Source organism: Chthoniobacterales bacterium (genome assembly GCA_035274845.1).
GTDB lineage: Bacteria > Verrucomicrobiota > Verrucomicrobiia > Chthoniobacterales > UBA10450 > AV80.
Genome location: DATENU010000015.1, coordinates 265762 through 288142, shown reverse-complemented (window position 1 = coordinate 288142; position 22381 = coordinate 265762). Strand labels below are relative to the sequence as shown.

The 22381-nt window shown below is 59.6% G+C and carries 21 protein-coding genes; 13 read left to right on the top strand and 8 right to left on the bottom strand.

The genetic code is table 11. The annotated features are described in order from the left end of the window. Nucleotides 1-256: 256 nt before the first annotated feature. The 3 genes from VJU77_10910 (at nucleotide 257) to VJU77_10900 (ending at nucleotide 1625) form a co-directional block, all read left to right on the top strand. A complete protein-coding gene (locus VJU77_10910) occupies nucleotides 257-661 on the top strand; it encodes a hypothetical protein (protein HKP03853.1) in 405 nt (134 codons plus the stop codon). Nucleotides 662-792: 131 nt separating this feature from the next. Beyond that, on the top strand, nucleotides 793-1194 hold the full coding sequence (locus VJU77_10905) for a VOC family protein (GenBank protein ID HKP03852.1): 402 nt from the start codon (nucleotides 793-795) through the stop codon (nucleotides 1192-1194). 32 nt (nucleotides 1195-1226) lie between these two features. Beyond that, nucleotides 1227-1625: a hypothetical protein gene (locus VJU77_10900; protein ID HKP03851.1), complete on the top strand. Its 399-nt coding sequence runs from the start codon at nucleotides 1227-1229 to the stop codon at nucleotides 1623-1625. Here VJU77_10900 and VJU77_10895 read toward each other — a convergent pair. The 5 genes from VJU77_10895 to purE all read right to left on the bottom strand — a co-directional run bounded on the left by VJU77_10895 (nucleotide 1622) and on the right by purE (nucleotide 7329). Continuing rightward, nucleotides 1622-2761: a membrane dipeptidase gene (locus tag VJU77_10895; GenBank protein HKP03850.1), complete on the bottom strand. Its 1140-nt coding sequence runs from the start codon at nucleotides 2759-2761 to the stop codon at nucleotides 1622-1624. The genes VJU77_10900 and VJU77_10895 overlap by 4 nt on opposite strands. 163 nt (nucleotides 2762-2924) lie before the next feature. Next, complete coding sequence (locus VJU77_10890; GenBank protein ID HKP03849.1) at nucleotides 2925-4028, bottom strand: acyltransferase; 1104 nt, start codon at nucleotides 4026-4028, stop codon at nucleotides 2925-2927. Nucleotides 4029-4202: 174 nt separating this feature from the next. Further along, nucleotides 4203-5429, bottom strand: a complete 1227-nt coding sequence (locus VJU77_10885) for a hypothetical protein (protein ID HKP03848.1) — start codon at nucleotides 5427-5429, stop codon at nucleotides 4203-4205. 410 nt (nucleotides 5430-5839) lie between these two features. Beyond that, a complete protein-coding gene (locus VJU77_10880; protein ID HKP03847.1) occupies nucleotides 5840-6838 on the bottom strand; it encodes an L-threonylcarbamoyladenylate synthase in 999 nt (332 codons plus the stop codon). Next, nucleotides 6835-7329 (bottom strand): 5-(carboxyamino)imidazole ribonucleotide mutase, encoded by a 495-nt coding sequence (gene purE / locus VJU77_10875; protein HKP03846.1) that lies wholly within the window; start codon nucleotides 7327-7329, stop codon nucleotides 6835-6837. Before purE ends, VJU77_10880 begins: the two co-directional genes overlap by 4 nt. Before the next feature lie 82 nt (nucleotides 7330-7411). On the opposite strand from purE, the gene VJU77_10870 reads away from it, so the two are divergent. The 7 genes from VJU77_10870 to VJU77_10840 all read left to right on the top strand — a co-directional run bounded on the left by VJU77_10870 (nucleotide 7412) and on the right by VJU77_10840 (nucleotide 16063). After that, nucleotides 7412-7933, top strand: coding sequence for a shikimate kinase (locus VJU77_10870; protein HKP03845.1), 522 nt, complete (start codon nucleotides 7412-7414; stop codon nucleotides 7931-7933). 50 nt (nucleotides 7934-7983) lie between these two features. Further along, the gene (gene queG / locus VJU77_10865; protein ID HKP03844.1) at nucleotides 7984-9024 is read left to right on the top strand and encodes a tRNA epoxyqueuosine(34) reductase QueG; all 1041 of its coding nucleotides are present in this window, start codon (nucleotides 7984-7986) and stop codon (nucleotides 9022-9024) included. Between the two features lie 183 nt (nucleotides 9025-9207). Beyond that, entirely contained in the window at nucleotides 9208-10560 is a 1353-nt protein-coding gene (locus VJU77_10860) for an efflux RND transporter periplasmic adaptor subunit (GenBank protein HKP03843.1), read from the top strand. Between the two features lie 65 nt (nucleotides 10561-10625). Next, nucleotides 10626-11345, top strand: coding sequence for an ABC transporter ATP-binding protein (locus VJU77_10855; GenBank protein ID HKP03842.1), 720 nt, complete (start codon nucleotides 10626-10628; stop codon nucleotides 11343-11345). After that, the gene (locus tag VJU77_10850; GenBank protein ID HKP03841.1) at nucleotides 11346-12596 is read left to right on the top strand and encodes an ABC transporter permease; all 1251 of its coding nucleotides are present in this window, start codon (nucleotides 11346-11348) and stop codon (nucleotides 12594-12596) included. Between the two features lie 90 nt (nucleotides 12597-12686). After that, nucleotides 12687-13922, top strand: a complete 1236-nt coding sequence (locus VJU77_10845) for an ABC transporter permease (GenBank protein HKP03840.1) — start codon at nucleotides 12687-12689, stop codon at nucleotides 13920-13922. Between the two features lie 101 nt (nucleotides 13923-14023). Next, the gene (locus VJU77_10840) at nucleotides 14024-16063 is read left to right on the top strand and encodes a response regulator (protein ID HKP03839.1); all 2040 of its coding nucleotides are present in this window, start codon (nucleotides 14024-14026) and stop codon (nucleotides 16061-16063) included. A 112-nt stretch (nucleotides 16064-16175) separates the two neighbouring features. Here VJU77_10840 and purB read toward each other — a convergent pair whose 3' ends face one another. From purB to VJU77_10825, 3 genes are all read right to left on the bottom strand, one after another. Continuing rightward, on the bottom strand, nucleotides 16176-17471 hold the full coding sequence (gene purB, locus VJU77_10835; GenBank protein HKP03838.1) for an adenylosuccinate lyase: 1296 nt from the start codon (nucleotides 17469-17471) through the stop codon (nucleotides 16176-16178). Between the two features lie 114 nt (nucleotides 17472-17585). Beyond that, on the bottom strand, nucleotides 17586-17765 hold the full coding sequence (locus VJU77_10830) for a hypothetical protein (GenBank protein HKP03837.1): 180 nt from the start codon (nucleotides 17763-17765) through the stop codon (nucleotides 17586-17588). Between the two features lie 150 nt (nucleotides 17766-17915). Beyond that, the gene (locus tag VJU77_10825) at nucleotides 17916-18560 is read right to left on the bottom strand and encodes a DedA family protein (GenBank protein ID HKP03836.1); all 645 of its coding nucleotides are present in this window, start codon (nucleotides 18558-18560) and stop codon (nucleotides 17916-17918) included. A gap of 105 nt (nucleotides 18561-18665) precedes the next feature. On the opposite strand from VJU77_10825, the gene VJU77_10820 reads away from it, so the two are divergent. The 3 genes from VJU77_10820 (at nucleotide 18666) to VJU77_10810 (ending at nucleotide 22361) form a co-directional block, all read left to right on the top strand. After that, the gene (locus tag VJU77_10820; protein HKP03835.1) at nucleotides 18666-20411 is read left to right on the top strand and encodes an ABC transporter ATP-binding protein; all 1746 of its coding nucleotides are present in this window, start codon (nucleotides 18666-18668) and stop codon (nucleotides 20409-20411) included. A 15-nt stretch (nucleotides 20412-20426) separates the two neighbouring features. Beyond that, complete coding sequence (locus VJU77_10815) at nucleotides 20427-21017, top strand: acyltransferase (protein HKP03834.1); 591 nt, start codon at nucleotides 20427-20429, stop codon at nucleotides 21015-21017. A gap of 168 nt (nucleotides 21018-21185) precedes the next feature. Then, complete coding sequence (locus VJU77_10810; protein ID HKP03833.1) at nucleotides 21186-22361, top strand: hypothetical protein; 1176 nt, start codon at nucleotides 21186-21188, stop codon at nucleotides 22359-22361. The last annotated feature ends 20 nt before the right edge of the window (nucleotides 22362-22381 follow it).

Genomic DNA, 22381 nt, shown 5'->3' with positions numbered 1-22381 from the left:
GGAGCGGCGCTTTCCAAACCGCCGTTTGCGCCAAAGGCGCAATTCAATTTAGCCTGGGGCAACGCCCCAGGGACCCCGAGCCCCGTCCATAACAAGCGCTGAAAGCGCGATTCAGCCCTGGCATCTCGGACTTTAAGCTCGACGCGCGATTTGCTACGACGATACGATGATGCAATCACGCCCCTTCAGCGCCATTCGGATGGTGATAGATGTGAAAATTTGCGTTCTTAAGGACGCACTTAGGTGCCTTCACCCGATGCGACATTGTAGGAATCTTCTCACCGCGGTCATACTCGGCGCGTGGCTTGTCTGCGCTGCCAGCGCGAGCGGGGCGTCCTTGCGTTACGATGGAATCTACCGGCGTAAAGGCGACGCGGGTGAATACACGTTGTACCTCCGCTTTTATTCCGACGGAACAGCGCTCTCCGTCGCGGCCAGTGAAACGCCGGAACAGGTCGTCCAATGGTTCCACCGCGGGCCGGGGGCACCGTCAGGCGGTCACTTTACAGCAAAGGGAGCCAGCATTCGCTTCACCATTATTGGTTTTGAATCACGCGAGGACTGCGCCGGGACGATCAAGGAAGATTCTCTTATGCTGAAATGTCAGGGCGGACGCAGGGCACTTCGCTTCGATTTCGTTCCCCTGCACCTCACGAAATAATGCCTAACCATTCTATACGGCGAAAGCTCACAGCTGCATGACAAAGCCGCAGAAAATTATTCACGAAGAATCTTATTGAGTGCCCGCCCCCGGCAGGCGTCGCTGATTTGGGTCCACTTCGTTCGCTGCTCATGCTGCACCATCTTTCTTTCGCGGTTGCTGATCTCACGCGTTCCGCCGCGTTTTATGACGCCGCGCTCGCTCCGCTTGGCTACTTCCGTGTCTTCACTCAAGAGAGCGGCGCTGGCCGCAAGGAATCGGCCATCGGCTACGGGCGACCCGGGGGCGAGGATGAATTTGCCATCCGCCTTCGTCAGGACGGGGTTATTGCGCCGAGCGACGGCTTCCATGTGGCCTTCCGAGCGCCATCTCAAGAGGCGGCGGCCGCTTTCCACCAGGCGGCGCTGGCCCACGGAGGACGGGATAATGGAGGTGTGGGCTTTCATCCCGAACATGGCCCGAACTATTTCGCCGCTTTCGCTTTCGATCCCGACGGCTACCGGATCGAGGCCGTTGTCGATGAAAAGGGCTAACGAGGTACGCTCCAAGGCACGGTAAACGACCGATGACCTTCCAGAAAACCACTGTGTCCAGCCTGGCAACGCTCGGCCTGGGGGTGTTCGTTAGCGGCAGCGCCCTGGTGCAGACAGCCGGGTTCGTGGCGTTGGTCGGTGAATTTGGCCTGTTGGCGCTGAGCCCTTATGTGGTCTTTGGCGGCGCCTGTCTTCTGGCCAACAGCAGCCGGGGCCGAGCCATCGCCACCCTCGTCGTTTGCGCTTTGGCCACCGCGTGCGCGATCTTCCTGTATGGGGACCTTATTTTCCTCAACCCCGGCTCGATGAGCGGGCTGGTCTTTCTCCTCGTCCCGTCCTACCAGCTTCCCGCCGCGATCCTTCTTCTCATAGTGATGTTTTTTACGCGGCCGCGCCGTCGAAGCCTCGACTCTAACGGCGGCGCTTCTTAACTCCCCCAAACTTCGCGCATCACCCGAGCGAAATTTCCTCCCAGGATCTTTGCGATCCGCGTGTCAGAATGGCCGCGGGCTGAGAGGCGCGCTGCCAGCAACTCGAAGCGATTGGCGGCGTTGAGGTCGGGAATGAAGGTATAGAGGTCGTCAGGCCGGCCGGCGGTGAAGGTCCCCTCCTCTTTCGCGCCCTTGACCCATTCGCGATTCTCGCGTTCCCACTCCGGCGTTCGCTTTACCGGAGCCAGATCGCTGTCGGTCCCGATCCCGACATGATCCTCGCCGCAAACTTTGATGGCGTGTTCGAGGTGGCGAATGACATCGATCGACATCGGTTGCGTATCCACCCGGAGATAGGGCCAGAATATAATTCCGACCACGCCCCCGTTATCAGCCAGCGCCCGCAGTTCGGCGTCGGCCACGTTGCGCGGCAAATCCGAAAGCGACCGGCACCCGGCATGACCGATCAGCACCGGCGTCTTCGAGGCGCGGATCGCTTCCAAGGTGGTGCGCTGCGATCCATGCGAGAGATCGATCACCAGCTTTTCCGCATTCAGGCGTTCCACCACCTGGTGCCCGAATTTGCTCAGGCCCGCGTTGCCCGGCTCCATGCAGCCGTCCCCGACCAGATTGCGCCGGTTGTGAGTCAACTGCATTACACGGAGTCCCATTTCCCGAAACATCGGAATGCGATCGGCCTCCTCGCCCAGCGGTTCCGTTCCCTGAAAGGTAAAGATAATCCCGAGGCGGTGTTCGTCGCGCGCGCGCGCGAGGTCCTCTGCCTTCTGCACGTGGAGGAAGGTGTCGGGGTGCGCTTCGACGCGCGCTTTCCACTGTCGCAACGTTTCCTTGCTGCGCTCGAACGCCGCATCATTCAGCCAGAAACGACCTTGAGGCGCCGGACTCACAATCAATCCGGTGAGGCCGGAATCGCGGACCGCCTGCAACTCCGCTGCGAGCGCGGGATCGTCGTCCTTCAAATAGAAGACGGCGCTCCCGCCCTGCCCATCAATTACGAAATTGCCCCGATAGGGAGGCCAATGTTCGCCCGCGCCTTCCGCAAAGACGCGGCGAGAAATCAGCGCCCCGGCCGCAGCGAGGCTACTCCTGACTAAAAACTCGCGCCGGTCTACCATTGGAACCTATTTCGGAGGGTAGCATCTTGCCTGACTCGGCCAAGGGTGCCAGCCTGTTCTTTGAAAACCGAACCCAAGATGGCATTTGGCTGGCGGGGCTCAGATTGCAAGAGTTGACCGCCCTTGCGATTTGGCTGGCCCGGACCGTACTGACTCGGTCGACTCAGGCGGCCGCTGGCTTGCGCCGGGTGATGAATTTGGTAAGAAACGCGTTGGTGGCTTTTTCCAAGGCGATGCCCCAAGCGGCGATCACCGCCATTGTGGCCACGGAAATAAGAAGGAACATCCAAATCGGCTGTTCGCGGATCCGAAATCCCAGCCAGATGACATACGGATGATGGATCAGGTAGATGCCGTAGGAGAAGGCGCCGACGAGGGCGAAAATTTTCGCCGGCCACGCGAAGCGCGCGAGCAGGCCGGCGATGCCCACCATGACGAGAAAGCAGCAGGCGCCGGTGGCGAAATCAACAAAGATGTAGGTGATACCGTTCTGGTACAAGCGGAGCGCGACAGGATATAGAATCACACCGCCCAACAAACCGGCCCCGCTGAGGAGAAATCGTTCCACGCGAGCGGCCGAGCGCGCCCACCACAAGCCCAAAGCCATGCCAAGAGCAAATTCCGGCAAGCGGCAAATGGCAAAGCCACCCAGAATCCACAACCCATCTTGCGGATAGGGAAAGAGCATCAGGTACCGAACGAAAAAACCGAGCGCGCCCGCGAGCAACAGGAAGAGTAAAGGCCCAAGCTTTCTGGCCGCCCCAAAGAGCAACGGAAAAATCAGATAGAACTGGATTAGCATGGAGAAGTACCACCAGGCGGCGTTCAGATAGAAAAAGTTCATGCTGATATCGACAAAGCGCAGGCCAAGCAGACTGAGCACGATGCGGCCATCGATTCGTTCGAAGCGCGCGACGAAGGGTGAGAGAAGGTAAACCAGATGCGCCACCCAGTACATGGGATAAAGCCGGAGGAGCCGCGCTCGATACCATCCGCCCCACCCGATGGGACCCGCTTCCGCTTTCCGCACGGTTGCTTGGGCCAGGGCCCAGCCACTGAGGATGATGAAAGCGCCGACCGCGTGGAACCCAAGCCCGGAGACGAAGAGCCAGGCGATGCCCAAGGCGGAGCGCATCGAGGAAAACAAATTGCTCCAGTCAGGCGGCGGCAGCGAACCATGCTCGAAGTAGGTTCGGAAAAAATGAAAATAAACAACGGTCAGAATGGCCAGCCCCTTGGAAACATCGAGCCAGACGAGCCGCTTCATTGCCCTCGGAGCTAGCAGCCCGAGCGGGGATAAGGAAGAAGGAACTTAGGCGCAGGCAGAGTTAATTCACGAAGAGGCCTAACCAGCGCACAATGGTGGGAGCAGTTGACCGCGGCGAAATCGTCGAAGAAATGCGGTTTGCCGAGCTCCTGCGCAGCAAATCTCGTCTTGGAGCTACTGCCGGCCAAGGTCGTAAACTTCAACCAGTCCAAGACCGGTGCCGCCGTCCACGCCGGAGAGCAGGGCGGTATAAGCGCCCGGCGGCAGCGTCGCTCCGGTGGCCGCCTCCAAAAGGTGGGTCGGCTCGAGGCCTGTTCCAAACACTGGAGGTTCGGTCGCAGTATCCTGCCAGTTATTGTTCGAGATGAGGAGCGCTCCCTGACTATCTCGCAGATCCAAGGTTGGATCGGCCAACACCGGCGAAATTCCCGAGGCTGCCAGGCTCGGTCCAAGCCCGCGGAGAATGATCCTGGGGTTGCTCGATCCACCACCCAAAATAAAGCCTGCGATCACGATGTCGTTGCCTGTGCTGACAAACGCTCGGGTGCTGATGTTAGCCAGTTTCGAGGTGGACGCTCCCACGCCGTAAACTTCCACCAGGGCGACTCCAGAGGTCGCTCCGTTTCCTTTCAAGATGGCGGTGTACGATCCGGGATCGAGCGTAACGAGAATCGCCGATTCAAGATCGTGATGGGGAGCAATGCCCGTCGCGTTAATCGCTGCCTCCTGCGTTTCCCTCCAGTTGTTGTTCGTGACGGTGACGAAGGAATCCGGGCCGTGCAATTCCAGGACGGGATCGGCCAGCGGATTGGCGATACCCGCGCCTGCCAACGAAGGACCGATGCCGCGCAGTAACACTTGCTTCGGTTCAGAGCCAGTAATGATAAAGCCGCCGATGCCCACGTTGTCGCCTGTGCCCACCAAAAGACGCGTTGAGAGATTGACCGCCTGTGTCACTGCGCCGGGAGTGGGCGTTGGCGTGGCGGTCGTCGTTGGGGTGGGGGTAGGGGTTGGCGCTTGGTCGAGAGCAAAGTTAAATCTGCCGCTACTGCTGGCGTGGCCGCCTGTCCCCACACCCCCGAAAGCCTCAGTGTCTATCTCAACGGAAAGGGTGTAATTTCCGGGAGGGAGCGTGCCAGTTTTGGAGATAGCCACCGACGGCGGGTTGTCGACGCCTGCCCTCACGTCAAATATTGTCGTCGCTCCCCTGGTGAGCTTGGCCAGCGCCTGCCGGCCGCAAGAACACGATGCCGTTAGCTGGCCCGTTATCGAATAGACATACGAGAGGTCTGTTACATCAAAGTTGAGAACGACTAACTTCGCCCCGGCGAAGGCGCGACCATCTGTTAAGATCGCATCACCAGTCGCCGTTCCGTCGCCCGAGACTCGCAAGGTTCCCATCGAGTTATCTACCACCATTGACGAATTACTGGTGGACCCTGCACTCCCTCCACCGGACTCCCCGCTCACGAAGGCGGAGTTGCTGAGACTTGCTGGTAAAAAGTCCGTCTGGATTTGCGGCGGTGGGGAATCGAACTGGGCCAAATTGCGTGCAGAAGCGCGCGCGTCCGACAGGCGGTTAACCAGTGAGATTTCAGCCGAGAGGCGGGGCGTAACGACGGCCATTATGCCCGCCGCGAGCCAGAGACGACTTTTGACCCACGAAGCGGATGGATCCTTTTTTCGCGTTGATGCCATGACGGGGGCCTAACCGTCATTTTTTCTAGGGTGAAACCGGTCGCCCGGTCAAGGTTTAACCTTCCTGCCGGGAAAGGGAAAAGCGGAAAGGAAAGGGTTAGAGTTTCACATCGTCAAGTGCCCTTTGGCGGGGTGCCGGCTCGTTTCAAGCGGTCCATGATCGCAGCACCCAAGCCGGTTTCGGGGAGTTTTTCGGCGACAACGAGATCGAGGTTCGAACGATCCAGTTCCCGGAGATAACGAAATAGATTGGTGGCGGCTTCCTTCAGGTCCTCGCGCGCGCTTAACTGCCTGACCTCGACAAATCCCTTCGATTCATCCAAGGGCCTCCAGGCCAGCAGCCCGCATCTCTTGTACGGGGGCAAAGCGAAGGCCGAAGGATCATCGACCAAAACGAGCGGAGTAGACGGCGCGTAGTGGCTCGGAAGTTGCCCGGGCGCTTCGGGCTGCGCGCGGGTTTCGGCGACGACCACTTCGCCAAAGGCGGCGAGTTGCTCCTCCGTAACCGGACCGCGCCGCAAAATTTCGAGTCGCCCCTCACGCGGGACGACGATGGTGGATTCCAGTCCATGCGCCGTAGGACCGCCATCCACGACCAGTGGAATCCGGCCTTCCAGTTCATCAAGGACATGTTGCGCGGTCGTGGGGCTGATCCGGCCAAACCGGTTGGCACTCGGCGCAGCCAGCGGCGACGCGAAGCCTTGAAGGATTTCTGAGAAGACGGGATGCGCACTGATCCTAACCGCCACGGTCGGCAGACCGGCGGTGACGATGTCGGGAACAATCTCGTTCCGAGGCAGGACAAGAGTGAACGGCCCGGGCCAGAATTGGTCGAGCAACCTCTCAACCAGACTGCGCGCGTTGGAGTCGATCGTCGTGACTCGGTCGAGCCATTCGCGACCGGGTAAATGAACAATGAGCGGATCGAAGCGCGGGCGCTCTTTGGCTTCGAAAATTTTTGCCACGGCGTCAGCGTTGAGCGCGTCGGCCGCCAGCCCGTAGACGGTTTCGGTCGGAAGCGCGACAATATCGCCGCGGCGGAGCAATCCGGCGGCAGTCGCGACGGCCTCCGCGCGCTCCTGGGGCGTGCGCGAAGGAGCGATTTGGGTCATGGGACCCGCTGCGAAAGGACGGCGTCCGTCTGGGCTTTCCGAAAGGCGAGAAGTTTTTCTCGTACCTTGTCGTCGGTGAGCCCGATGATGCTGGCGGCGAGGAGCGCGGCGTTCTTGGCGCCAGCCTTCCCGATCGCGAGAGTGCCAACTGGGATTCCGCCGGGCATTTGGGCAATCGAGAGGAGGGAGTCCAAACCGTTGAGCGCGGAAGTCATCGGCACGCCGAGAACTGGAAGCCAGGTGTGAGCCGCGACGACTCCCGCCAGGTGCGCCGCTCCGCCGGCTGCGGCAATGATGACGCGGACGCCGCGATCAGCGGCGGCCCGAGCGAGCTCGGTGGTCGCGTCCGGCGTGCGATGGGCGGAGAGAACATGCGATTCGTTAGGCACGCCGAGCTCATCCAGCGTTTCCCCGGAAACGCGCATCGTTTCCCAATCCGATTTGCTACCCATGATGATGGCGACGAGCGAGGAAGATTTTGTCTCAGGCATAATTGGATTTCATCCATTCCCCAGAACGTGTCCGCTTGCAAAGGCCTTTTTGATGGCGGGCCGAGCTCCTCTACATTGTCGAATGGCAGCGCGCGGCCAGTCTATTGTTCTGATCGGCTTTATGGGGGCCGGCAAATCGTCCATCGGCCGGACGCTGGCCAGGCGCACGGGCCTTTCGCGCCTGGATACCGACGAGATGATTTCGGCCCGATTTGGTTTGCCGGTCTCGGAAATTTTCGCGCGGTTTGGGGAAGAGAAGTTTCGGGAAACGGAAACGGAGATTCTCCGGCAGTTTTCGGCGGCGGCGCCCGCCATTATCGTGACCGGCGGCGGTATCGTGTTGCGCCAGGAGAACGTGAAGATGCTGCGCGCGCTCGGAAAGGTGGTGAGCCTCGAGGCCGACGAGGAGACGCTTTTTCGCCGGATTTCCCGGAGGGCCACGCGACCGCTCTTGCAAACGGAAAACCCACGAGCCACGATGCTGGAGCTATTGCGGGCGCGTGAGCCGCTCTATCGGCAGGCCGCGGACGTTCGATTGGACACGTCGCGGCTTGGGCACGATGAGGTGGCGGACGAAATTCTGAGGAGCTTTGGAAAGCTGTGACGTCGATTCTTGCACCGTTGGACCAGCGCCGACCGGCGGTTGGCTCAGATTTGAAGCAGCAAATCGTCGATCGGGCCAGGGCGCTTGGTTTTGATTCGTGCAAAATCGCGCCGGCTTCCCCGCCCCGGCATGGAGAGGATTTTCGAACGTGGCTGCGCGAGGGAGCGGCGGGCGAGATGGATTGGCTGGGCCGCGGAGAAGAGAAACGGTGCGATCCGGCGCAGGTGCTGCCGGGCGTTCGTTCGGTAATTGTCGTCGCGCTTAATTATTGGCAAGGGGAACTGAAAGACGCTCCCGGGTCAGTTGGCGAAAAGGGAAAGATCGCGCGGTATGCATGGGGTGAGGATTACCACGAGCTGATGCTCCGGAAACTGGAGCAATTGAGCGAGCTCCTGGCCGAATTTGGAGGCATTCAAAAGTGCTACGTCGATACAGGACCGATTCTCGAACGGGACCACGCCGCGGAAGCCGGGCTCGGCTGGCACGGCAAAAGCACCATGCTGATCGACCCCAGGCTCGGCACCTGGTTTTTTCTCGGCGAGATTCTGACCACGCTCGAGCTCCCCCCGGACGCGCCGCAGGCGGAGCGCTGCGGAAGTTGCCAGCGTTGCATCGTGGCGTGTCCAACCGGCGCAATCACGGAACCCCATCGCCTCGACGCACGGCGCTGCATCTCCTATCTGACGATCGAACTCGAGGGCTCGATCCCCCTGGAATTACGCCCGCTCATTGGCGATCGGATTTACGGCTGCGACGACTGCCTCGACGCCTGCCCCTGGAATCGGTTCGCCTCGATTTCCCGGGAAGCCGCCTTCGCCGCCGGTCCCGCCATCGGCATGCCGCTGCGGGATTACCTCGCCCTGGACGACGCCAGGTTTCGGCAGCTCTTTCGCCGGTCGCCCATCAAGCGAATCAAGCGGCGCGGATTCCTGCGAAACGTCTGCGTGGCCCTGGGAAATGTGGGCAATCGAGACGATTTACCGGCGCTGGAGAGGGCGGCGGAGGACCCGGAGCCGCTCATTGCCGAGCACGCCAATTGGGCGATTGAACAGATTCGCGGGCGCCTCGCAGCCGGAGGGAAGGTTTTTTGATGGGCAATCGGGCTGAATCCATTCAATCTCCCAGTTGCATCTGATTGAAGATGAGCGTGAATACCGGCCATAATTGGCCTATAATAACTGTAATTGCCTTCGCCTTTTCGGAGTGAACGAAAATTGCTTTCCAAAGCTCTAACCAGTCCCATCCCCACGAACGCCACAACTCCCCCACCTGAAATGCATCAAGTTGCCGCTCCTCCCATCACGCCCCGCAAACGGCGCTCCCGCCGGAGGCGGTACATTATTTTTGGCTCCATCGGGCTCCTGCTGCTCTGGATTATCGTCTCGGCGCTTCTGGGGAAGCGCGAAAAACCGATTCCGGTCACGACCGAAAAGGCGGTCCGCAAGACGATTGTGCAAACGGTTTCCGCGAATGGAAAAATTCAGCCTGAGGTGGAGGTCAAAATTTCGCCGGAGGTCGCGGGTGAGATTATCGAGTTGCCGGTCGAGGACGGCATGGCCATCAAAAAAGGCGATCTCCTGCTGAAGATTAAGCCGGATTCCTACAAGGCGCTGGTCGAGCAACAACAAGCGGCGATCAGTACCGCGAAGGCGAACAATCTCCAGGCAAAAGCAACTCTTCAGAAAGCGGAGCAGGACCTGAAGCGCGCTCAGGACTTGTTCACCAAGAAAATGATTTCGGAATCCGAATACACATCCGCGCAGGCGGCGCGGGACGTGGCGGCATCGACCTACGAAAGCATGCTGCACGAAATCGAGCGGGCCGAGGCGGGTTCGAGCCAGGCGCGCGATCAGCTTTCAAAGACAACCATCAATTCCCCCATCAACGGGACCGTCACGGTGCTCAACAGCAAGCTGGGTGAGCGCGTCGTGGCGACGAACCAGTTCGCCGGCACGGAAGTGATGCGGGTGGCCGATCTCTCCAGCATGGAAGCGCGCGTCGATGTGAACGAGAACGACGTGGTCAACGTCAAGGTTGGCGACAAAGCGATCGTAACCATCGATGCGTATCCCGACCGCAAATTTCACGGCACCGTTATTCAGATCGCCAATACCGGAAAGACAAGCGGCGCCGGCACGCAGGAAGAAGTAACCAATTTCGAAGTCAGAACCCACATCGACGATAACGACGTGCAATTGCGCCCGGGCCTGAGCTGCACCGCCGAGATTCAAACGAACATGGTCAAGGATGTCGTCGCCGTGCCGATGCAAGCCGTCACGATCCGCACCGGCGACAGCAATCTAAGCCCGGAGGAAATCGAGAAGCGCAAACAAAAGCAGACTGCGGCCGACCAAGGCGATAACGCCGCCGAGTTCAGCAATCAGAAGCTCGAGAAGCAGACCGAGAAAGCGGAACGCGAGAAAGTCATCAAAGGGGTGTTCACGATGGGCAAGGATGGGAAAGCGCACTGGGTCAAAGTCACGACCGGCATCGCGGACGACACTTACATGGAGATCAAAAGCGGCGTCCAGCCGGGCGACGACGTGATCTCCGGCAGTTACAGCGCGATCAGCCGCAAACTCAAAGATGGCGCGAAAGTGGAGATCGAGAAGGAAGCCAAGAAGTGATGGGTGATCAGTGACTGGTGAATAAAAGCGATTCACTAGCCACCGTTCACCATTCACCCGCCGCCATGCAGCCGGTCGTCATCGATATCGAAAACATCACGAAGGTTTACGTGATGGGTGAAGAAACGGTGCACGCCCTGCGCGGCGTCTCGCTCCAGATCCGGCGCAACGAGTACATCGCCGTCATGGGCCCGAGCGGCAGCGGCAAATCGACGCTCATGAACATGCTCGGTTGCCTCGATACCCCGAGCTCCGGCCGATATTTTTTTAACGGCAAAGACGTTTCGGCCATGAACGACGATGAGCTGGCGGCGATCCGAAATCACGAGATCGGATTCGTGTTCCAGACCTTCAATCTGCTCCCCCGCTCCACCAGCCTCCGGAACGTGGAGCTGCCGTTGGTCTATGCCGGGCTCGATCCGGAAACGCGCGAAGAGAAGGCCGCCCAGGCTTTGCGCGATGTCGGCCTCGGCGACCGGATCCATCACAAGCCTAACGAACTGTCGGGCGGCCAGCGCCAACGCGTCGCGATCGCCCGGGCCCTGGTTAACGATCCCTCGATCATCCTGGCCGACGAGCCGACCGGCAATCTCGATTCCCGGACGGGCGAAGAAATCATGCAGTTGCTCGAAAACCTTTATCAGAGCGGAAACACCATCATCCTCGTCACCCACGAACCAGACATCGCCCGGCACGCGCGGCGGACCGTGTTCCTGCGTGACGGCCTGATCGAGAGCGACGAGCCGGTTCGGCACGAGAATGAAGAATCGCTCGCCTACACCTGAATGAAGCGGCTGATCTACGAGCTAAGCGAAAGCTGGAAGATTGCGTTCGCCCAAATGCAGGCGAATAAGACGCGTTCGATGCTGACCGCGCTCGGCGTGATTATCGGCATCGTCGCCGTGACCTTGATGGGGACCGCCATTACCGGAATCCAGACTGGCTTTGACAAAAGCATGGCGATCTTCGGCGATGACGTGCTCTACGTGAGCCAATTTCCCTGGGCGCGGGTGAACGATTGGTGGAACTACCGCGATCGGCGCGAGATCAAAACCGAGTACGCGGAGCCGTTAAACCGCATGATTGCAGCGACGCCAAACTCGAATCTCGTCCTGGCGGTGCCGACTTCGAATCTCGTCCGCAACGTCAAACGAGGCGACTACCAGGTGACCGGCATTTTCGTCCAGGGGACGACCGCGGATTATCCCCTGATCTCGGTAGTCGATTTCAACGAAGGCCGTTTTTTCAACGAGATCGAGAACAAGACCGCGGCTAACGTTTGCCTTCTCGGCTACGACGTGGCGGACGCGCTCTTCCCGTCGGAAAGCCCCATCGGCAAGGAGGTCCAGATCAGCGGCCAGCAATTTCGCGTTCTCGGCGTCGGCTCGCGCCAGGGGTCGTTCCTTGGCCTCTTCAGCCTGGACTCGATTGTCATCGTCCCGTTGCCGACATTTAAGAAATTCTTCAGCGCAAAGAGTGAGTCCGATATCCGGGTCAAAGTGCGCGACAAGTTGAAACTCGCCGACGCCAAGAGCGAACTGACTGGACTGATGCGGAGAGTGCGCGCGCTGGCGCCGGAAAAGAAAGACGATTTCAACATCAACGAACAGCAGGCGTTCAAGAGCACGCTCGACCCGGTCAAGAATTCGATCGCGATCGCGGGTTTGTTTATCACTGGTCTTTCCCTTTTCGTCGGCGCGATCGGGATTATGAACATCACTTTCGTGAGCGTGAAGGAACGCACGAAAGAGATCGGGACCCGCAAAGCGCTGGGCGCGCGCCGCCGCACGATCCTGCTCCAGTTCCTGATCGAATCCACGTCGATCTGCATGGTCGGCGGCCTGATCGGCCTGACCTTCGCATACCTGATGTGTTTCGGGATCGGCGCGGCGTTCCCTTCTTTCCCGGTTCAATTTTCACTGGGGCTGGTCCTGATCGGGATGTTCGTCTCCGTCTTCACCGGTTTGGTCTCGGGCTTCGCCCCCGCCTGGTCCGCCTCGCGGCTGGATCCGGTCACCGCGCTTCGGTATGAATAGGAGTGATGGAGTAATGGAGGGTTGGAGTAATGGGCAGGATTTCATCCCATCACTCCATTACTCCCCCACTCCATTTTTCCATTTCTGATTATGCAATTTCGCGAAATCCTGGCCATGGCGATGCAATCGTTAGGCGCAAATAAATTGCGCTCGGGACTGACCATGGTGGGGATCACGATCGGGGTGTTTTCCGTCATCTCGGTGATGACGGCAATTGGGGCGCTGCAAAGCTCGATCGAGGGCGGGATCAGTTTCCTGGGCTCGAATATTTTCCAGTTCGCCAAGTATCCCGTGAGCGGCGGACAGGGCGGCCGGAACGCGAACAAATACGAAAACCGCCGCAACGTCACCTACGCGCAGGCTCTCCGGTATCAGGCCCTGATGGAAGGAGTCGCGCGCGACGTTTGTCTCAAGTGTTTCGACTTCAAAGGCCAGTGCACCTACAACGGATTGAAGACGCCGCCGGCCCTGACCGTCGTTGGCTCCAACAAGAGTTTCCTGGCCGCCAACTCTTATACTCTGGCCTACGGGCGCAATCTGACTGATGAGGATGTCGACCTGGCGCGCAACGTGGTGATGATCGGGAAGACCATCGAGAAGAATCTCTTTCCTCATGAATCGCCGATCGGGAAAGTGATCAAGATTAACGGCCATCCGATGTCGGTCATCGGGGTGCTGGCAGAGAAGGGCTCCGCCTTTGGTCAAAGCCAGGACGACATTTGCGCGATTCCAATTACACGATTCTTCGAGAATTTTGGCTCGGCCAAGCGGACCGTGAACATCGCGACCCAATCGTTTTCATCCGAAAGCTACAATCGCACGCTCGACCGCGGGATTGGCGCGATGCGGCTGGCTCGCGGGCTGAAACCGAATCAGCCGGACGATTTCGAAATCTACTCGAATGATTCGCTCAAGAGTGCGTTCGCCTCGATCGCCGGCGTGGTCCGGATCGGCGCGTTCGTAATCAGTTTGATCGCGCTTATCGCGGCCGGCATTGGGATCATGAACATCATGCTCGTTAGCGTGACCGAGCGGACCAAGGAGATCGGCATCCGGAAATCGATCGGGGCCCGGAGCCGCGATATTTTGCGTCAATTTCTGACCGAGGCGGTCTTCATTTCCGAAGCGGGCGGCATTGCTGGTATCCTCCTGGGCGTCATCGGCGGCGACCTACTGGCCGCCTGGCTCCAGGCCGACCTGATCTTCCCTTACGGCTGGGCAATTGCCGGTCTGATTGTTTGTTCGGCGATCGGCATCGGGTTCGGCTTTTACCCGGCCTATCGGGCCGCTTCCCTCGATCCGATCGAAGCCTTGCGTTTCGAGTAGGTTAGCCACCAGCCCAGCCGGCAAAGGCACGCAACTTGCGCTGCTTTGCTTTGACATGCTCCACGCTGCCTCTATTCTCGGCCCTTCTGATCGCTACCGCCGTGCCTGCTTCCCACGAATCTCCTGCCGGGACAGCGCCTAGCGTTCTTCTTGTCGAAGAATACGACGCGCTGGCGGCTGCTATTACGTCCGCCCTGAAGAAATTCGCACCGCGGCATCGCACCCAGGTGGTCGAATCACTGGCCGAAGCGGAGGCCGCCGCCAGGCAAGCCAAGCCGCAGCTTTTCGTGGTCGATTTCGATCCGCCGCGCGCCGATGTGATCGAATTCCTCGAGCGGATCAGTAGCAGCAATCCGGACGCGCGCTTTCTCGCCATCGCCTCCGGGGTTCCGCCGGAACTCGCTTCCCAGCGTTATGGACCGAATGCGATCCATTTTGTGGAGAAACCTTTCGAGCTTATCGAGTTCGGCGCCGCGATTCAGGCGCTGCTCGGACCGTGGACAAACCCGGCCTCCGGGGATTCGCGCGGGACCCTGCGAGATTTGAATGCGCGCGACCTCATTCCGTTGCAATGCCTCAATCTGGCCTCCGCGGTCTTGCATCTTCGGTCCGGAAAAGATCGGACGGGCGAGATTCACTTCCTCGATGGTCAGATCACCCATGCCGTCACGGGGAATTTCAGCGGCGCTGGGGCTTTGCATCAAATGATGCGCTGGCAGAATTCGCGAGCCAGCGAAACCGAATCATTGGTCGATTCTCTCCGAACGATTCACGGCTCGTGGCAGCACATTTTTTTGGAAGTGCTTCAACAGACGATCAACCTGCCGGAGGAACCGGTCGCTGAAACGATCGAACCGGTCGCCGCCGCACCGAAGGCGCCGGCGAAGAGCGGGAAGAAGATCGTCGTTATCGATGATACCGAGATGCTGTTGCTCTTCGTGGAGGACGCACTCGCCACGGCGGACCCCGCGTTGCAGATCGTCACGGCTTTCACGGGAAGCGAAGGCGTAAGGCGCGCCGAAGTGATGGTTCCCGATCTCGTCTTGCTTGATTACAGCCTGCCCGATCTGCGCGGCGACCAGGTTTGCGAGCGGCTTCTGCAAAATGAAGCAACGGCCCGGATCCCAGTTGTGATGATGTCCGGCCACGTGCCGGAAATGATGGCCACCGCGCGAAAGTATCGGAATGTTGTCGCGACGATCGCGAAGCCATTCATGTCTGATGCGCTCGTGGCTCTGGTTCAGGATGCCCTGGCCCAGGGTCCCCTTTCCGCCGCGGCACCGGTGCTACCATCTGCACCTTCACGACAAGAAAACGGCGAAAAGCCTGCGAAGAAGAATGGCGCTGCGGGAAGCTCCAGCAAAGAGATCGCCGAGAAGCCAGTGGTCCCGGTTCCCACTTCCGTCCCGCCACCGCCGCTCCAGCCTGTCCCGGCGGCTCCCGTTGTTCAGAAGCCCCCTGCTGTCCAGGAAGCTCCTTCTTTTCACGACGCTCCCTCTCTTCGGGACGCCCCTGGTGTCCATGAAGCTCACGAGGCGCCTGTGCCGGTCCCTTTGTCAAAAGCGCCTGCCGCGCTGGCGGCATCAAACGGCAGTTCGGTGGTGCTGGGGCTCGGCATGGAGGTCATCTCCGTCCAATTCACGCCTCGTTTCCAAATCGGCACTATTCGGGCAAAGCCGACCGCTTCGACTTTGTCCCTCGCTCATGGAGCGGGCTCCTCGTCCGCCGAAAATCTGCTGGCCGGATTTGAGATCGGCCCGGTTGAACTCGATGCGAGCGGCCGTATCAAAACGATGCGCGTAGTTCCTACTCACCGCCCGGCGGACTCGATCAAAACCCGGAATGGCTTCGAGATTAACGATGTCGCGCTGGTCAACGAAAGCGCTTCCATCGAATTGACCGCGCGCGGCGGGGCGCCGATGACGATGCGGCTCGTGGCCCTGTTCAAAGTGGCCGGCGTCGAGTTATCCGATCAATTTGAAGTGGCGCAGTTGCTGTTGCATCCGGCTGGTAGCCGCGTCCGGGTTACGCTCGACCCGCACTCCCGGAGCCCGGGCGGGCCGGAATTCGAAACCGTGCAGGTGCGCCTCGACGCGTCGTCGCGAATTGCCGAATTCGTTTTCGCTTCGAAGGCTGGATAAATGGAGACGGCCTGCATTGGAGACGGCCTGCCATCAGGCCGTAATTCGGGAGCCGTCGCTGCGCATCGCCTCCGGCACGAGGGCGTACCGGCTCCAAGATATCGGGCTTCAGTTATACCAGGCCCACCGCGCGAAAAGTGTCGTTCACGTGGCGCAGGTGAACGTCGAGCGAACAAAGGGAGTCGATCTCCGCCGGCGAAAGCCGCGCCGTAATCTCCGGTTCCTGTTTCGCATTCTCCCGGAATGAATCGGAACCTTTCCAGGTCTTCATCGCCGCGCGTTGCACCGCTTCGTAGGCGCTCTTCCGCTCGGCGCCAGCCCGCGTCAGCGCGAGCAACACCGACTGGCTGAAGTAAAGCCCTTTGCTCAGCTCCAGGTTTTGCTGCATGCGCTCCGGATAAACCTGCAAGCCCGAGACGAGCTCGCTCGTCTTGGCCAGCATGTAGTCGAGCAGGATGCAGGAATCGGGAAGAACGATTCGCTCCGCGCTGGAATGGCTGATGTCGCGTTCGTGCCAGAGCGCGACGTTCTCCAGGCCGACGATCGCGTTTCCGCGAAGCACTCGTGCCAGACCGCTGAGCCGTTCCCCGGTGATGGGATTCCGCTTGTGCGGCATGGCCGAACTGCCTTTCTGGCCCTCGGCAAAATACTCCTCGACCTCCAGGACCTCGGTGCGCTGCAAATGGCGGAACTCCGTCGCCCAGCGGTCAATACTCGACGCGATCAGCGCCAGCGTCGTGCCGAATTCAGCATGGCGATCGCGCTGAATGATCTGCGTGGAAATATTTGCCGCTTTCAATCCGAGCCGCTCACAAACCCTGCGTTCGATTTCCGGATCAAGATGGGCGTGCGTACCCACCGCGCCGCTGAGTTTTCCAACCCGGATCCGTTCCTTGGTTTGCGCCAGCCGCTCTTCCGCCCGTCCGAATTCGTCAAACATCAAGGCGAGCTTCAGCCCGAAAGTGATCGGCTCGGCGTGAATGCCATGGCTGCGCCCGATCATCGGGGTCATCTTGAAGCGCTGGGCCTGCGCTGCGACCGCTTTCCTCAAGGCAGCCAGCCCCTCGGCAAGAATTCCGCATGCCTCCGTCAGTTGGACGGCCAGCGTCGTGTCGAGCACGTCGGAGGAGGTGAGTCCCTGGTGAATCCAGCGGGCTGCCGGACCGACTGAAGTGGCGACGTTCTCCAAGAACGCGATGACGTCGTGATTGGTGCGCCTCTCGATTTCCGCAATCTCCGGAATCGAAAAGCGCGCCCGCTTTCGGATTTCCGCGGCGTCCTCCTTGGGAATCTGGCCGAGCTCGGCCATCGCTTCACAGGCCAGGGTCTCAATTTCCAGCCAGATTTCGAATTTGCGCTTGTCCGACCAAAGCTCGCGCATCGCCGGCCGGGAATAACGATCGATCACGGCCGCAAGATAAAAGCGGCAAAAGAAACGGAAAGCGTTTTGTACGCAAAAAAGCGCCGCTTCTGCGGATCGACCGCAAAGCGACGCTTTTTGAAAGCTTCTAGAAAATCCGGCCTAGCAAACGCGGGCGCGCGTGAAGTGGCCGTTATTTTCGACCCGGACCTGGCCGCTGCTGAGCAGATCGGCTACGGCGGCGACGGTTTCGGCGGTGTTTTTGGTGCAGGAGCTCACGGCAAGAATGAGGTCGCCCAGGGAAAGAGTGCGTGGCTTGAGAATTTGATTGGTCTTTTTCATAGAGGTTGTGCCCTGTTTTTTAGCAATTCGGGTGCCAGTCGACCTCGCTGAAGGCTCTTCCGACGGGTTTTCCGGCCGGCAAAGCGCGCTTTGAGCCTGAAAGTCGGCAAACCTCTGACACAAGTGTCAGATTCCTGAACAATTTGGGTGTCAGCGCTCTTTTGCGCCGGGGCGAGCTGTCAGCCGCATGACGGCGAAGTAAAGGAGCGTCAAAACCACTATGGCAATGAGGATGTAATGGAAGTTCTGGCTCTGCTTCACGGCCGTGACCAGGGCTCCAACGTCCTTGGATTCCACCATTTGCCGCGTAATCACCGTCTGGCCGAACCAGGCCAGGACCGAACACCAGATGGCCGATCCGATGATCGTCATCAGGCTGAACTTCGCGAAATCCATTCGAATCAGCCCCGCCGGGAAGGAAATGAGGTGCCGAATGACCGGCAGCAGCCGGGCGAAGAAGATTCCGCCCAGCTCATACCGGTGCAGCCAGCGCTCGGCCCGTTCCAGCTTGGCTTCGTTGATGAAAAAATAGCGGCCCCAGCGCGCGATCACCACGCGGCCGAGCCAAAGTGCGACCCAATAGCTCGCCGCGGCGCCCACCCATGAGCCAAATGTTCCCGCTGCCACCACCCCATACACATTCAGTTTTCCCTCGGCTGCGAGAAATGCCGCCGGCGGAATGACCAGCTCGCTCGGGACCGGAAAGATCGAGCTTTCCATTGCCATCAGAACAATGATCCCAACGTAGCCCCAGTCTTGGACCCAGCCGAACCAGATTTCGAGGAGATGATGCATGAGAAGAATTCAGATTTCAGATTTCAGATTTCAGATTTAGCATGGCCGCGACGGGGACTCGTTAGTTCAATCTGAAATCGGCAATCTGCAATCTTAAATTAATCCATGTCGATTTATCGTCGCGTTCTCCGTTATTACCGGCCGTTCCTGGGGCAAACCGCCCTCGGCCTGATTCTTTCGCTCCTGGCGATCGCTCTGAGTCTGCTCAGGCCGTGGCCGTTCAAGATCATCGTGGACGACGTCTTGCAGGCGAATCCCCATGCCCGGTTTGGGAGTTCGCCCAAGCTGATTCCCCTGCTCTGCCTCTCCCTCGTCGTAATCCAGATTCTTTGGGGACTGCTCAATCTCGCGAGCAATTATCTCTTCGTGAAGATCGGCCTCGAGGCGCTGTTGAAATTGCGCACCGACCTTTACGCCTATCTGCAATCGCTTTCCCTGAAGTATCACGACGCCCGGCGCTCCAGCGATTCGAGCTTTCGGGTCGCCTATGATTCGCAGTCCGTCCAGACGATCTACAACAAAGGCTTTACCAACATTTTCGGGTCCGCCATTACCCTCGTGGGCACCTTCTGCATCATGGCCCGGATCGACTGGCAATTGACGCTGCTCTCGCTCGGGGTCGTCCCGGCTATCGTTGGCGCGATATATTTCTTCGCGCATCGAATCCGGCGCGATTCGACGACGATCCAGGAACAGGAAAGCGCCCTCCTGGCCCAGGCCCAGGAAGGTTTGAGTTCGGTGCGCATGGTCCATGCCTTCGGGCGTGAGGAATGGGAGGTGCGCCAGTTCCATTTACAGGCGCAACAGAGCTTGCACGCCAATCTGCGGCTGACTCTGACGAACGTTAACAGCGCCCTGGTCATCAGCACGTTGATGGTGATGGGGACCGCCGCCATGTATTACCTCGGCACCCTCCACGTCCTCGCCGGAACGCTCTCGCTCGGCTCGCTGCTCGTTTTCAGCGCCTACCTCCTCATGCTTTATCAGCCGCTCGAATCGCTCACTTACACGGCATGGGCAATGGAGGGCGCCACGGCTGGGGCAAAACGTTGTTTCGAAGTTCTGGATCGCGCGGATGATGTTGTCGATGCGTCTGATGCTGTTAAGATTAGCGAAACAGGCGGAGCACTCGGATTCGAAAGCGTGGGTTTCAGTTATGGAACGGAGCGGGCTGTCCTTCACGGGATCAATTTGTCGGTCGCGCCCAACCAAATTGTCGCCGTCGTTGGGGGGACCGGGGCCGGCAAGAGCACCCTGCTTAGCCTCGTCCCGCGTTTCTACGATCCCAACACGGGCAGTGTCACGCTGGATGGGCGCGACTTGCGGTCCATTACCAAGAAATCGCTCCGCGCCAAAATCGCCATCGTGCTGCAGGACACTCTCCTTTTTTCGACGACGATTCGCGAGAACATTGCCTACGGCCGGCCGGATGCGACCGAGGACGAAATCCGCGAGGCTGCCCGGCGCGCCCAGGCTGACGAATTCATCAGCCGCCTGCCCGGGGGTTACGACAGCCCGGTCGGCGAGCGGGGCGGCCACCTGAGCGTCGGCCAGAGACAACGCATCGGGATTGCCCGGGCCTTCCTGAAGGATGCGCCGATCCTGCTCTTGGACGAGCCTACCTCCGCGCTCGATCCCAGCACCGAAGCTGCCATCATGGAGACGATCAAGGAACTGATGCAGGGCCGCACCACTCTCATCGTCACGCATCGCCTCGCGACGATCCATCGCGTCGATCGGATCGTCGTGCTCGACCAAGGTCGGATCGTCGAGCAAGGGAGCGGACCGGACCTGGTCGCCCAAGGCGGTGTTTACGCGAAACTATACGCCTCCGGGAACTATCCGACGTGAGATTCATTTCCAGCCATGAGCAACGTCAATAGCGAGCGGCGAGTCGAAGGCGATTGGTGGGCCGAACCCATTCCGCCCAACGTCGTTTTCGGTGACGGGTTTTACTGCGAGAGCGCGCAGGTCTTCCGGCATCTGAAAAGCAAGGCGCCGGGCGCCGTCGTCTTCGGTAATCACGTCTCGGTTTACGGCGGCTGCTCCTTTTCCGTGGGGGCGAAGGGCCATTGCACCGTAGGAGACTTTACGCTGCTGAATGGGGCGCTGGTCATGGCGGAAGACCGGATCGAGATCGGTTCGCATTGCCTCATCTCCTGGAATGTCGGCATCGCCGATTCCGATTTTCACCCGCTCGCCCCGGCGCAGCGGATCATCGACGCCCACGCCCTGGCGCCCTTTTTCAAGGATCGCCCGCCGCGTCCCGAGATTCGCACCGCGCCGGTCGTCATATCCGACAACGTCTGGATTGGCATGAACGCCGTCATTCTCAAAGGCGTGACGATTGGCGAGAATTCCGTCGTTGCGGCCGGGGCGGTTGTTACGAAAAGCGTGCCTCCCAATGTCGTCGTCGCCGGAAATCCGGCCGTCATCACGAAACAGCTCGATGCCTGAAAAGACCGCGTCAGTTCTTCGGAACGTTCAACGTCCGACGTTCAACATCCAACGTTCAATTTTAGAGCGAGCAGCCGCACCGCTCTTCTTAGTTCAATGTTGGACGTTGGACGTTAAACGTTGGACGTTTTCTTTTGCGCCTGCGGCATTGTTTCTTTGCCGATGCGAATGAAAAAAAAGCGCCTCATCGTCATGGGCTTCATGGGCTCCTGCCCTATCGCCGGCGTCATCTGGCAGCACCTCCATTACATCGTTGGCCTGCAACGGCTCGGCCACGACGTCTTCTATATCGAAGATTCGGCGCGGCTTCCCTACAACCCCGACACCTTCGAGGTAAACAACGAGTTCGATTACGCCGCCCGCATGCTGCGGCACCTCGCCTCCGAATTCGGCTTCCAACGGCGCTGGAGTTTCTGCGCCCGCTACCTCCCCGGTTTCCCGACGGCCGGCCTTCCCCTCGCCCGAATTCGCGAACTTTACCGCGAGGCCGACGCCATTCTCAATGTCTGCGGCACCCAGGAGTTCAATCCCGACCTGCTGGCGAGCGATCGGATTCTCTACATCGAAAGCGATCCCGGCGTTGAGCAAATCAAAGTGGATAAAGGAGAGAAAGCCACCCTCAAATATCTCCGGCGCCACCATGCCCTCTTCACCTTCGGCGAAAATGTCGGCACGGAGCAGTTCCCCGTTCCCACGCATACGTTGAAATGGTTGCCCACCCGCCAGCCGATCGTCACCGATCTTTGGAAAACCACGCGCCCTCCCGGCCCCGCCGCCGTTTTTACGTCGGTGGCGAACTGGTCGACCAGCGGGTTGAAAGACATCGAATGGCGCGGCGAAAAATATCTCTGGAGCAAGTCGCGCGAGTTCATTCGCTTCGTGGCCGCGCCGAAGCGCGCCGGCGAAACCTTCGAGCTCGCCACCGATATCAAGGACGAGCGGACTCGTGAAAAATTTCTGGGCAACGACTGGCGGTTCCGGACTCCGCACGACCTGAGCGCCGACTACCGCCTCTATCGCGATTACATTCGTCGTTCGAAGGGCGAATTCACCGTCGCGAAGGACCAGTACGTCCGGCTCAATACCGGCTGGTTCAGCGACCGCAGTGGCTGCTATCTCGCGGCTGGCCGTCCCGTGATTATCCAGGAGACCGGTTTCACTCGGATGTTCGGTGGCGGCCGCCACGGCCTCATCGCCTTCAACTCGTTAGGCGAAATTCCCGAAGCCGTGAAAAGCATCAACGCCGACTACACCCGCCACTCATTGGCGGCCCGCGAAATCGCCCGGCAATTCTTCGAAGCCGAAAAAGTCCTCCGCTCCCTTCTCGACCGCGCCGGAATCTGAATCTCAATCGGCTTTTCTTG